Source organism: Pantoea phytobeneficialis, from assembly GCF_009728735.1.
GTDB lineage: Bacteria > Pseudomonadota > Gammaproteobacteria > Enterobacterales > Enterobacteriaceae > Pantoea > Pantoea phytobeneficialis.
Genome location: NZ_CP024636.1, coordinates 3,381,039 through 3,395,166, shown reverse-complemented (window position 1 = coordinate 3,395,166; position 14,128 = coordinate 3,381,039). Strand labels below are relative to the sequence as shown.

The window sequence follows — 14,128 nt, the reverse complement described above, 5'->3', positions numbered from 1 at the left end:
TTGTGCAACATGCTGCTCAACATCGTTGAGCAGCATACGCCCCATTTTCTAAAGGACCCCACACCATGACCACCCATGAAAAACTGCTTACCCTGCTTGATCAGCATCAGGCGCGTTATCGTCTGATGTCGCATGAAGCAACAGGTAAGTGTGAAGCGGTGGCCGCTATTCGTGGCACCGAAGTTGGTCAGGGGGCAAAAGCGCTGGTGTGTCATGTCAAGGGCAACGGTATCAAGCAACATGTGCTGGCGGTGCTACCTGCCGATCAGCAGGCAGATTTAAGCAAAGTCGCGGAAGCCGTGGGGGGGCGTCGCGCTTCACTCGCCAGCCCGGCAGAAGTTGATGTGCTCACCGGTTGTGTGTTTGGCGCTATTCCGCCCTTCAGTTTTCATGCCGACTTAATGCTGGTGGTGGATCCCTCGCTGTTTGAACGCTACGACGAAATTGCGTTTAATGCCGGGGTGTTGGAGAAGTCAGTGGTGTTGAATACTGAGGATTACAAAGCGATACACAATGGTAACGTGATGAAAATAATCCAGTAATTGCTATAACTTTCTCTGGACGGTACTCTGCGTGATTCCACATCACGATAAAAGAAGACCGTTTTATGGCAAGTTCACGTTTTACCGCCCGCCTGCGTCAGACGCTGACAATGGCTGTGCTGGCAAGCTGCGCGTTCGGCGCACAGGCAAAAATTGACCAGGTTCGTTTCGCCGTTGATCCCACCTACCCTCCTTTTGAATCCAAAACGCCGCAGGGTAAATTGGTCGGTTTTGACATCGATCTGGGCAATGCGCTTTGCGAACAGATGAAAACCAAATGTGTGTGGGTAGAAAGTCAGTTTGACGGCATGATCCCGGCCCTGAAAGCACGCAAATTTGATGCAATTCTTTCTGATATGGGCGTGACTGAAGAACGTCTGAAGCAGATCGATTTCACCGTGCCGCTTTACGACACCAAAACTCAGCTGATCGCACGTAAAGGTTCCGGCCTGTTACCCACTGCTGAATCGCTGAAAGGCAAAACTGTCGGTGTTGAGCAAGGCACGGTACAGGAACGCTATGCGCGTGCGAAATGGCAACCTCATGGTGTTAACGTTGTCCCTTATGGCGACCAGGCTCAGGTAGAGAGCGATCTGGTTTCTGGCCGTCTTGATGCGGTGTTTACCGATGCTGCGCAAGCCGCTATCGGCTTCCTGAAGCAGCCACAAGGCAAAGATTTTGAACTGGCAGGACCGACGGTCCAAGACCCGATTATCGGTCCGGGAACGGCGATTGGTCTGCGCAAAGGTGATACCGAGCTGAAAACTGCACTGGATGATGCCTTTGCTGAAATCAAAAAGAACGGCACCTTCGACAAGATCCAGAAAAAATACTTCGCGACAGATATCTCCATTCAGCAGTAAATCTGGGGCGGCATGAGCCGCCCTTCTTTTCAGTCGCACTATAATAATTGCCATTCGAAACACCAATGTCTGCGTGTAGCTCGCGCGCGGCAGCAAACAGGACATCATTAACGCCATGCAACAACAACATCACCCTCTTTTAAGCGCTTCGCTGGGTACGCAGCGTGAAATCTATAGTTTTCACTTCAGCGGCGGCGACACACACAAACGTGTCTATATTCAGGCTGCTTTACATGGTGATGAATTGCCAGGCATGGCGGTGGCCTGGTATCTGAAACAAAAATTGCTGGAGCTGGAGTCCACCGGGCAGCTAAAAGCTTCATTTACGTTGGTGCCGGTAGCCAATCCCCTGGCTTTGGGGCAGCACTGGCATGGTACTCATCTGGGGCGGTTTCATACGCTCTCCGGGCAGGACTTTAACCGTCGCTTTCCGGCATTGGGTGAGACATTAGTTGCGGAGCTGGCCGGTTCACTGACACAGAGTGAGTACGAAAACAAACGGCTGATTCGGGATGCTATTGACCGCCACTACCGTGACACCATCGCCAAAACCGAGCTGGACGCACAACGTTTCACACTGATGCGGATGGCCAGTCAGGCCGATTTAATGATTGACCTGCATTGCGACTGGGATGCGGTCCCTCATCTTTACACCACCCCTCATGCGTGGCCGGATATAGAGCCACTGGCTCGCTGGCTGGGCAGTGAAGTTCAGTTGCTGGCGCAAGTGTCCGGTGGAGAACCCTTTGATGAAGCCTGTTGCGAACCGTGGCTGACACTGGCGACACGTTATGGTGACGAATATCCAATGCCGCGTGGATTACTGCCCGTGACGCTCGAACTACGGGGTGTGGCTGATGTTTCACCTGAGCAGGCAGAGAAAGATGCAGATGCGATTATTAATGCGCTGATTGAAGGTGGCTATATTGCGGGTGAGGTAGGTGAGTCCCCTGCCCTGATTAATCCTGCGACAGAGCTGGCGGGCTGTGAATATATCTTTGCACCACATTCGGGCTTGATACTTAATCGTCGTAAGATTGGGGAAAGGATTGCAGCCGGTGAGGTTGTAGCGGAGATTATTGATCCCATCACCGATCAGGTGACACCATTGCTGGCTGAATTCGGCGGCATCTTATACGCACGCAATCTGATGAAATTTGCGACCGCAGGGATGTTGATGGTGCGGCTGGCCGGGGAAAATGCCGGACGTGAGGGGGATTTATTGGTGGGGTAAAAAAAGGCTTCCCGAAGGAAGCCTTATTATTATCAGTCCAGCCACTCGGTGTGGAACACACCGTCTTTATCGATACGCTTATAAGTATGCGCACCGAAGTAGTCACGCTGAGCCTGAATCAGGTTAGCCGGCAGCACTTCTGAACGATAGCTGTCGTAGTATGCGATAGCCGCTGAGAAGGTCGGAGTTGGGATACCGTTCTGTACAGCGTAAGCAACGACATCACGCAGCGCCTGCTGATATTCATCAGCGATATTTTTGAAGTATGGTGCCAACAGCAGGTTAGCGATGTTCGCGTTTTCTGCGTAAGCATCAGTGATTTTCTGCAAGAACTGAGCACGGATGATACAGCCCGCACGGAAGATCTTCGCAATCTCACCATAATGCAGATCCCAGTTGTACTGCTCAGAAGCAGCACGCAGCTGAGAGAAGCCCTGCGCGTAAGAGACGATTTTACCCAGGTACAGTGCGCGACGGACTTTCTCAACGAATTCCGCTTTATCACCGGTGAAGGCTTTCGCCTGCGGGCCGCTCAGTACTTTAGACGCGGCAACACGCTGCGTTTTCAGAGAAGAGAGGTAACGCGCAAACACGGACTCAGTGATCAGTGACAGCGGTTCGCCCAGGTCGAGCGAGCTTTGGCTGGTCCACTTACCCGTACCTTTGTTCGCGGCTTCGTCCAGAATCACATCAACCAGGTATTTACCGTCTTCATCTTTCTTGGTGAAGATATCTTTGGTGATGTCGATCAGGTAGCTGCTCAGTTCACCATTGTTCCAGTCGGTGAAAGTTTTTGCTAACTCTTCGTTGGTCAAGCCCAGTGCGCCTTTCAGCAGTGCATAGGCTTCTGCAATCAGCTGCATATCACCGTATTCAATGCCGTTGTGCACCATTTTAACGTAATGACCAGCGCCATCCGGACCAATGTAAGTCACGCAAGCTTCACCATCTTCGGCACGCGCAGCAATTTTATCCAGGATTGGTGCAACCAGTTCGTACGCTTCTTTCTGGCCGCCAGGCATGATTGATGGGCCTTTCAATGCGCCCTCTTCACCACCTGAAACACCGGTGCCGATGAAGTTAAAGCCCTGATCAGACAGTTCTTTATTACGACGGATGGTGTCTTTATAGAAGGTGTTACCGCCATCGATAAGAATGTCGCCCTTGTCCAGGTGAGGAGTCAGAGAAGCGATGGTCTTATCTGTCGCTTCACCAGCCTGTACCATCAGCAGGATGCGGCGAGGTTTTTCCAGTGATTCAACGAACTCTTCGATGGTGTAATAAGGCGCGAGTTTCTTGCCCGGGTTCTCAGCGACGACTTCATCAGTCTTTTCACGAGAACGGTTGAAGATAGATACAGTGTAGCCGCGGCTCTCAATATTGAGGGCCAGATTACGCCCCATCACTGCCATACCTACAACGCCGATTTGTTGCTTGGACATTTCTTACTCCTGTCTGGATATAAAAGCGCTAACAGCTTTTGCCTTATCTAAGGGAAGTATTGATTACATTACCAATGACCGTACTATCATACATCACCAATGATGCTAAGTGCTCTCCCAAAAACACGAATCAGCAATTTCAAATCACTGATAAAAATGAGGTTTTAAAATGAGCAATTTTGTTAAAAAGCGATTTTGCTGCACATATAACCCCTTTTGCTCTCAATGACTTGTCAAAGATTTCGTGCCAGGGGAAGTTCAGATAAACAGCGTGAATTTAATGCCTCACGTTCTTTATCTATCAACCAACCCCATTTATTAAAATAGCGTACAGCAGAAAAAATATGGTACATCAGAAACTTAACATCACGATATGAACGGCGCTGAGATTCATGAACGACCGTTGAATCAGGGCAATATTCAACCGGTAGAGCAGCTGCACAAACTCTTCGGCTGAGATCGACGTCTTCCAGATAGAGGAAAAAACGCTCATCGAATCCGCCAGTTTTCTGTAATGCCTGTCTACTTATCAGCATAAAGCATCCTGATAGTGAAGGGGCAAAGAAAGTGCGGTTATAGTCAGCATGGCGCAATTCATAATCCTGATTCATCTTCACCGCCATGGTAGATCCAAAACGCCGCATAAAGAGTTGCCAAGGTTTCGGCAAAAGCTTGCACCCATGTTGCAAACTTCCGTCTGGATAAACGACTTTTGGAATCGAAAGGCCCGTTTCGCGTTGCATACTGAAGGAATACAGTTGGTCAACTTGTCCGGGTGAAAATGAAATATCTGGATTGCAAATGAGTGTATAGTCGAAATCCTGACTGAACTTTTGAAATACAGCATTGTGCCCACTACCGAAGCCACGATTTGCAGCCAGCCTGATGACTTCAACTTTTGGATGAGATAGTTCATCTAACCAAATGCAATATCCGCCGTTATCAACGATGCAAATTTTATCGATACTTTCCTCGGAAAATAGCGATTCTAGAGTTTTTTTAATATCAGCCTGAGTATGGCGATATAAAACTAATGAAGCAATAATTTTCACTGAAACACCCGTTAGTTACATACGGTTCAATAGCGCGTAAGACAGAGTGGTCAGCATGCCAGCGAACTGTTGATGATAAACACCGGACCGGATAAGCAAGCGTAAACGTTCGAATAAGGTATTATCGCGGATGGCAACAAAGTCATTAAATCTGCGTTGGTTATTAGTCGTCATCTGATGGCCTATCAAATTTAGCATGGCAATATTAATATCATTCCACATTGCCTTACGTCCATGATGCGCTTTCCTAAAATTGTCGATACGCGTCATCAAAGCCATTCCATTGCCAATAACATTGTTATCATGCTGACGATATAAGACCGTAGGTTCTGGTTCAAAGAAAACTTGCCCACCACAAGCCGTCACGACAAGATATAATGCCCAGTCATGTATTACCATCGGTCCATTCGAGACATGCTTAAGTAATTCGCGTGCTTTATTGTTGAACACCATGGTATTACCACTGGCGAGATTTTGCAGCAATGCATTAGCAAAGGATGGCGGTTTAGTATAGGCCGGGGAGAACCCTATTTCCTTGCCATAAGTATCAATAAGCTTGGTTCTGCCACAGTATAATGCCGGAGTATCATCAGGAATTGAGTCAAGCCATCTGACTGCACGTTCTAGTTTATGCTCTAACCAGACATCATCCTGATCAGAAAATGCATAATAAGATGCCTTGATCTCGTCATTGCTGATTAATGAAGCAAAATTATGGCAAACACCTTGTCTCGGCCCCTCCAGTAAGATCACCGGTTGTGGAGAGACTTGTGAGAAATTTTTAATCAAACGCTGAGAGCCATCTACCGAGCCATCATCAGCTGCCCATAACGACCAATTGCTGTAAGTTTGACGTTGGTATGAACTAAGCTGCTCATTGATAAACTGAGCACCGTTAAAGGTGCCCAGTAAAATGGCAACAGAAGATGAAAACTTATTATTCATGGCTTCTTGAAATAATCGGAAAATTTCATAGTTTGATTTCGGGAACTGGCCCAAGAATCAAAATTTTCAATTTGCCCAAATAGAGGATTATTACGCCAGCTATCATTGGTCACTAAATCAATCATAGGTTGTGCTAATTGCAAAGGTGAGAACCGTACATCCAAACGTTCACAGAAAGTGAGAAAGTCATGTGTAAATGAAGCGAGCCCATGATTCAGACTGGATATAATTTCGTTATGATTCTTAGCCTTTGCACGTCCAACATCAGCAACTGGTAACACTCTATTATGGACAGGGTTGTAGCCAATGATGGTAGCGTGAGGAGCAGAGAAAAACAGTTCGACTGCCATTCTGTTCTCATAAATCTTATCTACAACTTGTGAATTGACAGAATCGTTGCTGACCAAAGCCTTCATAACATGTTTGTATTCGCGACGTTTTTTTTCTGCTGTGTTTGCCAGACAAAAATAGTAACCCACGACTTCAACATCCATGAATGTCTTGATAATTTCTTCGAACGCTTCTTGAGTTGTCCCACTCCAGCCAACATCGACCATACCAATTTTATCACCTGGTTTAATACCCAACTCACGCAGATACATGAACAGGCCGCGGCGATTTTGCTGACAAATTTTGAGTATTTCTACACGATAGGCTGCTAAAAATTTACTTATCAGATCATAGTTATCTGGCGCAATTATTGTGCCAGAAGGAATGCCAATGGCATGCATGACTTCGTCATCAGGTGGTTCAATACCTATCCTCTCCAGTAATTCTCCTGGAGAAAGCCCATCGGCTCCCGACATTAAGAAAGGAATATGACTAGTAAAATTCTGCTCAGTCATCAATGCCAGATTGAAAGCAATCCTCGACCCCATGAAATAATCAAAAGATGGTAATTTATCCTTGAAGTATTCTTTGGCAAGATGTTCCAGAGAATAACCATCACGCGAAATAAAGAGTAACTTAGTGATACCATCGGAGATGCACTGCAGCTCAATCCAATTCAAGAATCCCCACGTAGCTGGTGCTTGAAACTTATAGCCAAGCTCACTGAAACTTCCGACGGGTGCAATCTCTTCGGAACGAGTACGATGAAGGCCATTAACAATTGAGCTAACAAGGGACAGCCCTTTTCGCTTATTGATTAAATGTTCAGGATTATAATGCCATGTCAGTAATCCTTTTTCGCCAGGACGGACAACATCGGCAGTTTGATTATCACCTATGTGTAAAATTTCATTAGGTTTTACAGCGAAATCACGAATGATGTTTTCGAAGATTTCACCTGTATCACGCTTAGTCGCATTCTGATCAGCAGAAATATAAAGTGGAACTCGCTTGATATTATATTTATCTAATGCCTTTACGAAAAAACCCGCATCGAAATACATATCAGATGTTATAATAACAGTCTTTCCAGCAGTGATCATCTCGTTAAAAAAACTAATAACTTCAGGATTTGGTTCAATGAGTTCCAACTCGAGACAATATTCTGCTTGCTCTAATTCCAGGCGACGATAGCCGACTTCAGGAAAATTATTATAGATATTTTTAAGATTGATCTCTTTACGACCATCTTTAATCATTTCCCGAAACGCTTCAGTTTGTGCCTTACGTCTAAGCTGACGGAAGTTAGCAAAGTTATATTTAATCCCAACGATATCGAACGCATCTTCAGGATCTTCGATAGGTCTTAAAAACAGAGTATCAAAAAAATCAAAAGAAATAACCTTTGCATTTTTTGCAAGGTATCTCAACGTGTAAAGACTTTGCTCTCCCAGAGACTTATTAGATGTTATCATGTTATATACTTCCTTTATTTCATGATCTCGAAATTATATCCATTCGGTGATAGATTACGGTTAAAATAAGGGTCAAATTGATAGAACCCTGGATGCTTGATATTTAACCTATTTAATTCACCTTTAAGGCGCAATGCTTTTTGTTCATCAATATGGTCTACACCACGGGAGATTGATTCATGATGAATTAAATTAACGCTCTGACACATGACATTAAAATAGCCCTTCGAGCTGAGTGACATGCAGAGATCCACATCGTTATATGCAATAGGGAATGATTCATCGAAGCCAGAAACTGCTTCAAATTTCTTCTTCTCAACCATCAAGCATGCCCCTGTTACAATCAACCAATTATATTCAATCTGATTGCGGAGGAAGTAACCAGGGTAATCCTTATGCTGACGCAAAAAGGCATGGCTGGGACCGTTTTGTAGATTCAAAACTCCAGCGTGCTGAATGCTCTTACCATCAGGATAAAGTAACTTCGCACCCACAGCACCAACATGCTCTAATTGTGCGTAACCCGCCATACGCTCTAACCAATCTTCATGCAACACTTCAGTATCGTCGTTCAGGAATAGCAGAACATCACCAGCTGCATGTTTAACGCCGTAATTATTTAACTCCGAGAAATTAAAAGGAAAGTCATACCGTAAGACATTGATTTTTTCCTGATTATTTAACTCAGTTAGTAACTCAAGTGTTTGTTGGTCAATAGAACCATTATCTACAATAATAATTTCGTAATTCTGGTAGCTCGTCAGCTTCCTCAGTGAATCAATGCAGCGCCCAAGCACTTTAGAGTTGTCGCGCGTTGGTATGATTATTGAAATGAGAGGGTTATTGGTAGGCTGATAATTTAATCGGAAATACCCATGATAACCTGGTAATTCTTCAACTGTCGCCTTTTGTTGGCGACGAAGAAGTGCCTGTTCACGAACAGCCTTCGAGGCAGCAAGAACATAAGGTTTCGCAGTAATATCAGAAGCAATAGATGCTGGTATGATACGCCAGTGGTACAATACTTTAGGAATATGACTGATTTTATCGGTCATTTCCGATACGCGCAAAACAAAATCCCAATCCTGACATCCATCGAATTCAGAACGAAGCCCACCTAAATTCTTTGCCAGAGTCGTTCTGACACAAGAAACATGACAAGTGTACATTGTACTCATCATGGTATCTGGCGACCAATCAGGTTTGAAATGTGGTTGAGTATAATTACCTTCGGGAGTTAACTTATCCTCATCACTATATATAAAATCGGAGTTCTCTTCATTAATGCATTTTAATAGCTCAAACAGACAGTCATGTGTCAGTTCATCGTCATGATCAAGGAAGACAATATAATCACCGGTAGCATTATCAATTGCAGCATTTGTCGCTCCGGCAATCCCCTGATTTTCTTTTAAATGAACGACCTTAATTCTTTGATCATTTTCAGATGCCCTTTTAAGCGCAGGAACAATCTCAGGTTGTGGGCTCGCATCATTGGCAAGAATTAACTCCCAGTTTCCATACCATTGGTTCCTTACAGAAGACACCATTAATTCAAACAGTTCCAGCGGAGTATTATAAATAGGAACAATGATTGAAAACTTTGGTTTCTGAGAAAGACTCTCCACAATGTCATCATAATAGAAAGGTTTCTTAGCCGGGATATAGATGTATTCGTCCGGTGAGACTGAGAGGCTATAGCCTGATTTTGCATCGTGATTGATAAAAACAGGGTTAGCATAATGAACACCGGATGTCGATCCAACTACCGAGTTAAATTCCGGGTGATGCGTAAATCCTCGAGGATAAAGTTTCATCGCAACAGAAAGTGCTTTGTGGCGATATTTAAACGGTAAACGATAGTAACCCGCCCGCACGAGACGTCTTGCAGTTGTCTTCATAGTACGAAACAGACCATTATTAGTAATATGGCGCTTTAAATTTTTTATATTTAAACCAACTTTTACCTTCATAGATTGAAGTAATCTAAAGCCGTACATAAATATCCGTTTTAGTGGAGCACGGAATCGAACAGGTACACGACGCCCAACAACGCGAAGTGGTGATGTCAGTCTCCAACTAAACGAATTAAGTACGGCCTGCATATCTGCATGATATTGCCCCAACAGGCGTTGTTGATTTGCATTCTCAGCCGCAAATGACTGACTAATTAGTTCTAATTCTTTCTTTTCAATTTCTAGTGCTGCAATCGTCTCAGCAAGCTCTGCCAGTTGTCGATTTTTATTGTATAGATCCAGAGATAGTTCACCATTATAATCCTCTGAATTGGCAACAACTGTATTGAGTTTCTCAACCAACCTGGCTGATTCAGCTTGAGCGGCTTCGAGTAAATTTATATTAACTAATTTCTTCGCGCGAATGACTAAATTTAATGATTTCAGCGTTTCGTAAATTTTATCTTCATCATCAAATTGAACACGACCAAGAAAACTAGCTTCTTTGCGAAGATAAGTGTCAAATTCTGACTTATCAAGGTTAAAACCCATGTTGTTCATTAAGATATGGGTCAATTCAGAAATGTTTGCAGTTGGGCAAAAATCGCTATGGCTTAATGATGTAATTCGCAATAATGAATGAAAAATACCACGAAAGGCTATATAACCCAGAGTTGGGAAATTACTATTCCATTCAAGATCAAAAAAGTGATACTCACCTGATTTTGGCGATATAATATTGAATGGCAATGCATCCTGATACGAATCAGGTAAAACAATATTTGCGTCGAAGTGAACAGGTAAATTTGCACTACTCAGGAGTTGATTAATCCACTCTTTTGCCCATGCAGCAATCTGAGCGACTTCCCAGTTAGGCCGATTTAGTAAGTTTGTTAGTTCTAACCATAATGAATTTCCTTGGTAGAACTCACTGATATCAGTTGATTCCGAATTATCAGTCTGAATTCCTTCACGATCTTTTTTGCGTGTATGTACCCGTAGACCACCATCATCATGACGTACAAATTCTATAGTTTTACTAAATTCAGCTAACCGAGTGTCAGAATAATGAATAGCAGCCACATCATCTAAAAGCGGAACTTGTTCTTGCTTAGCTGTAATCATCAGAAATGAATTAGCAAGCGAAGCAGCCAAATTATTATTCCAGACGTTCCGCGTGCCCTGTTCTGCTGAAAAAATATGCTCAAATGCCAGTTGTTGATCTTTATGAATACTCTCAACCGCAAGTTGACTAAGCTCAGGTGAATAATCGCGCCAACCCACAGGCGTTACCATTGAAGTAGGTAGCTTATAGTCAGGTAACGGCAGAAATTCTTGGGTGTGAATAAATCCAGCAGAATGTAATTTTTCAATTAATTCCAGACGTCCAAATGTCACCACGCTATTATTGGTATAGGAATTGTTAATTCCAAACATTGGTTGATTTACATGATCTTCATGTGCACCAGAAAAATATTTGATACCAATTTTGTTTTCTATGGCGACAAAAAGTTTACCATCATCATTCAAGCGACCGTAACATTCTGCTAATAGAGTATCTTCGCCATTTGGTCCGACAAATACCCGTGAGTATTCGAGCACGCCAATAAGCATGACAAAGTCAAATTTACCCAAATCAGGTAACTTATCGGCCGGATTGCAGATGATTTCTACATTATCGAGCTCACGACAACGCTCTCTTGCTATAGTAGCTCGCCTGAAGCTACCCTCTACTGATACAACCTGAGCGCCACATTCTCCAAGAAAACGGCTAATAGCCCCACAGCCACAACCAATCTCAAGAATTCTTTTACCCTGGAATAACTGGCTAAATGGGCGTAATAGATTAGCCCTTCGTGGGCTTAAATGGTAAATTGATGGCCAATCTACCATTTTTTCAGCTAATTCATCAGAATTAACACTCAAATCCGCAGCATTAGATACTACATTTAAAATATAATTTTCAGCTTCGTCACCATCGTTATAACCGAACTCGACCATTTTCTCTGGAAACCAAACACCTTTATCGTCCTTTTGGCGAAATCCAAATTGTTTTAATACTTCGTAAATATCAGTTTTCAAAGTTAATTCTCGCATTCAGATCAGCTAGTCCTGTAAATGTTTTGACAGGCCCTGAAGTAATATGTATAGAGTCATAACGACGGTCGTGAGGAATAATTTCACCCGCAGTATTACTACTGGCAATCCCAACTGAAATAAAATAGTCGCCTTCAAACAATCGATTATTCATTTTTACAGACACAATGATTTCAGTACCCACGACACCTTCATCAATAATAGGCTCTGATTGCCATTCTGAATTGGTATTATAGACGGTGATACCTTCTTTGGTCTTAACCGCAAAGCCAAAAATGGGGCGGAAAACAGTACTATTAAAACGAACTTTGAAAGCAATAACACATTCTTTACCAGGCTCAAGAATGGGGGGATAAACTGAACTATTTTGTTCAAGAAAGAAATCAACGATCTCAGCTGCTTTATCACCCCAACGATACTCTGTAGGGTTATAATTTGGCCTTTCGCTATAATTACCCTTCAGCAGCGAGTTGAACTGACTTTCTTCTGATTTATTATCAATCTCTCTTGCAAGGCGTTCTCGCTCCCCTTTTGCAGCTTCCTGAATTTGCTCGTCAACTCTTTGCCTCTCATCATTACCACCGTTCTTCTTACCGAACAGAATATCAAGATATTGATTAACAATATCTTTAGGTTTCCCTACTGCCTGAGCAACCCCGCTCTCCAGCAATACTGCCCTATCACAATGGGTCACTATCTGTTCAGTAGCATGAGAAACAAATAATATGGAAGTTCCATCTTCTTTTAATTTCTTCAGGCGAGCAAAGCACTTAGCCTGGAATTTAGCATCACCAACCGCCAATGCCTCATCAACAATCAGAATTTCTGGGTCTATCTGAGCCTGTACTGCAAAAGCCAGGCGAACCAACATTCCGCTAGAATAGGAACGAACCGGTGAATCGATAAAACGACCAATATCTGCAAAAGAGAGAATATCATCTAATTTATTATCAGTTTCCTCCTTGGTTAACCCAAGTAAGGAAGCATTAAGATATACGTTTTCTCTACCAGTAAAATCGCTATTAAAACCAGCTCCCAACTCAAGGAGCGCAGCGACGCGACCATTAACATTGACACTGCCAGTTGAAGGGCTCAAGGTACCGGCAATAATCTGCAACAGTGTAGATTTCCCTGAACCATTCCGTCCTACAATCCCCATCGTTTGTCCCTTTGGCAGAACAAATGAAATATCACGAAGCGCCCAAAAATCTTCGTGATAGACTCGGGCATTCTTACCTAATGCCCGGTCAATACGGGGGAAAATAAATTGCTTCAACCGACGAGCTGGATTTTCATATACCTGAAAGCATTTGCTTACGCCATGGATTTCAATTGCATTTTCTTTAGAGGACATCTGCAAAGCCTTTTCGTGTTTTCTGGAACCAGACAAAACAAAGCCACATCAAGCAAACAGCACCAATAGAATAAATTGCTAACCCCTGAAAATCTGGTAACTTACCCCAAATTAATACATTCCTTGCCTGCTCAATAATAAATGTTAACGGGTTAAACATTATAATTGTTTGGAATTCCTTGGGGAGCGCACTAACCGGATAAAAAATCGGTGATAGAAACATCAGTATCATAGTGATGATAGCAATTGTTTGACCTACATCTCTAATAAAAACGCCAAGTGAAGAAAGGAACCAAGAGAACCCAAGGGCTACAATAATCAATGGGAAAAAGACTAAAGGGATAAATACAATAGTCCAATGTACAAAACCGTTGAAAATTACAAATGCCACAAGCAATACCAGCAGACTGATTAACGAATGGAAAACCACACCAGCCAGGCTGGTAATTGATAGTATCTCTAACGGGAAAACCACTTTTTTGACATAGTTTACGTTTGCTATGATCAATGTTGGTGCGCGCATCAATGTTTCGGCAAAAAGAGTATGCACTATCAGACCAACAAACAGTATAACGGCAAAGTCTGTTTTGGACTCCCCAGCCGAACCGGTTCCCCATCGGGCCTTGAATACGACAGAAAAAACAAAAGTATACACTGTCAGCATTAACACAGGATTAATAAAGGACCAAAGCAATCCCATAATAGAGCCTCGGTACCTGCCAGTGATTTCTCGTTTCGTCATCTGAAATATCAGATTTCGATTCGTGCATATGCTTTTCAGTAACACGAGAATCGATGAAGATTTTGTAGAATGCGGGTCCATTATAAATCCATTAATT

The 14,128-nt window shown here is 43.3% G+C and carries 10 protein-coding genes; 3 read left to right on the top strand and 7 right to left on the bottom strand.

Features of this window, described 5'->3' with window-relative positions; genetic code table 11:
* The first annotated feature begins 65 nt into the window (after positions 1 to 65).
* The 3 genes from CTZ24_RS15660 (at position 66) to CTZ24_RS15650 (ending at position 2,639) form a co-directional block, all read left to right on the top strand.
* Positions 66 to 542 carry a YbaK/prolyl-tRNA synthetase associated domain-containing protein gene (locus tag CTZ24_RS15660; protein WP_208724004.1) on the top strand — a complete coding sequence of 159 codons (477 nt, stop codon included), beginning with the start codon at positions 66 to 68 and terminating at the stop codon, positions 540 to 542.
* 65 nt (positions 543 to 607) lie between these two features.
* Positions 608 to 1,405 (top strand): ABC transporter substrate-binding protein, encoded by a 798-nt coding sequence (locus CTZ24_RS15655; protein WP_208724003.1) that lies wholly within the window; start codon positions 608 to 610, stop codon positions 1,403 to 1,405.
* A 115-nt stretch (positions 1,406 to 1,520) separates the two neighbouring features.
* Positions 1,521 to 2,639, top strand: coding sequence for a succinylglutamate desuccinylase/aspartoacylase family protein (locus CTZ24_RS15650; protein WP_208724002.1), 1,119 nt, complete (start codon positions 1,521 to 1,523; stop codon positions 2,637 to 2,639).
* Between the two features lie 32 nt (positions 2,640 to 2,671).
* Here the strand turns inward: CTZ24_RS15650 and gnd are convergent, their stop codons facing one another.
* From gnd to CTZ24_RS15615, 7 genes are all read right to left on the bottom strand, one after another.
* Complete coding sequence (gene gnd, locus CTZ24_RS15645; RefSeq protein WP_208724001.1) at positions 2,672 to 4,081, bottom strand: NADP-dependent phosphogluconate dehydrogenase; 1,410 nt, start codon at positions 4,079 to 4,081, stop codon at positions 2,672 to 2,674.
* 233 nt (positions 4,082 to 4,314) lie between these two features.
* The gene (locus CTZ24_RS15640; protein WP_208724000.1) at positions 4,315 to 5,133 is read right to left on the bottom strand and encodes a glycosyltransferase; all 819 of its coding nucleotides are present in this window, start codon (positions 5,131 to 5,133) and stop codon (positions 4,315 to 4,317) included.
* 15 nt (positions 5,134 to 5,148) lie between these two features.
* Complete coding sequence (locus CTZ24_RS15635) at positions 5,149 to 6,078, bottom strand: glycosyltransferase family 2 protein (protein WP_208723999.1); 930 nt, start codon at positions 6,076 to 6,078, stop codon at positions 5,149 to 5,151.
* Entirely contained in the window at positions 6,075 to 7,883 is a 1,809-nt protein-coding gene (locus tag CTZ24_RS15630; protein WP_208723998.1) for an HAD family hydrolase, read from the bottom strand. The genes CTZ24_RS15635 and CTZ24_RS15630 overlap by 4 nt, the downstream gene beginning before the upstream one ends.
* Positions 7,884 to 7,897: 14 nt before the next feature.
* Positions 7,898 to 11,935, bottom strand: a complete 4,038-nt coding sequence (locus CTZ24_RS15625; RefSeq protein ID WP_208723997.1) for a glycosyltransferase — start codon at positions 11,933 to 11,935, stop codon at positions 7,898 to 7,900.
* Positions 11,910 to 13,289 (bottom strand): ABC transporter ATP-binding protein, encoded by a 1,380-nt coding sequence (locus tag CTZ24_RS15620; protein ID WP_208723996.1) that lies wholly within the window; start codon positions 13,287 to 13,289, stop codon positions 11,910 to 11,912. The genes CTZ24_RS15625 and CTZ24_RS15620 overlap by 26 nt, the downstream gene beginning before the upstream one ends.
* Positions 13,279 to 14,115: an ABC transporter permease gene (locus tag CTZ24_RS15615; protein WP_437180279.1), complete on the bottom strand. Its 837-nt coding sequence runs from the start codon at positions 14,113 to 14,115 to the stop codon at positions 13,279 to 13,281. Before CTZ24_RS15615 ends, CTZ24_RS15620 begins: the two co-directional genes overlap by 11 nt.
* Positions 14,116 to 14,128 lie beyond the last annotated feature (13 nt).

Bases quoted from the DNA above. Each gene is read 5' to 3' on its own strand.
- CTZ24_RS15660 (WP_208724004.1), top strand. From the start codon at position 66: ATGACCACCCATGAAAAACTGCTTACCCTGCTTGATCAGCATCAGGCG.
- CTZ24_RS15655 (WP_208724003.1), top strand. From the start codon at position 608: ATGGCAAGTTCACGTTTTACCGCCCGCCTGCGTCAGACGCTGACAATG.
- CTZ24_RS15650 (WP_208724002.1), top strand. From the start codon at position 1,521: ATGCAACAACAACATCACCCTCTTTTAAGCGCTTCGCTGGGTACGCAG.
- gnd (WP_208724001.1), bottom strand. From the start codon at position 4,081: ATGTCCAAGCAACAAATCGGCGTTGTAGGTATGGCAGTGATGGGGCGT.
- CTZ24_RS15635 (WP_208723999.1), bottom strand. From the start codon at position 6,078: ATGAATAATAAGTTTTCATCTTCTGTTGCCATTTTACTGGGCACCTTT.
- CTZ24_RS15630 (WP_208723998.1), bottom strand. From the start codon at position 7,883: ATGATAACATCTAATAAGTCTCTGGGAGAGCAAAGTCTTTACACGTTG.
- CTZ24_RS15625 (WP_208723997.1), bottom strand. From the start codon at position 11,935: ATGCGAGAATTAACTTTGAAAACTGATATTTACGAAGTATTAAAACAA.
- CTZ24_RS15620 (WP_208723996.1), bottom strand. From the start codon at position 13,289: ATGTCCTCTAAAGAAAATGCAATTGAAATCCATGGCGTAAGCAAATGC.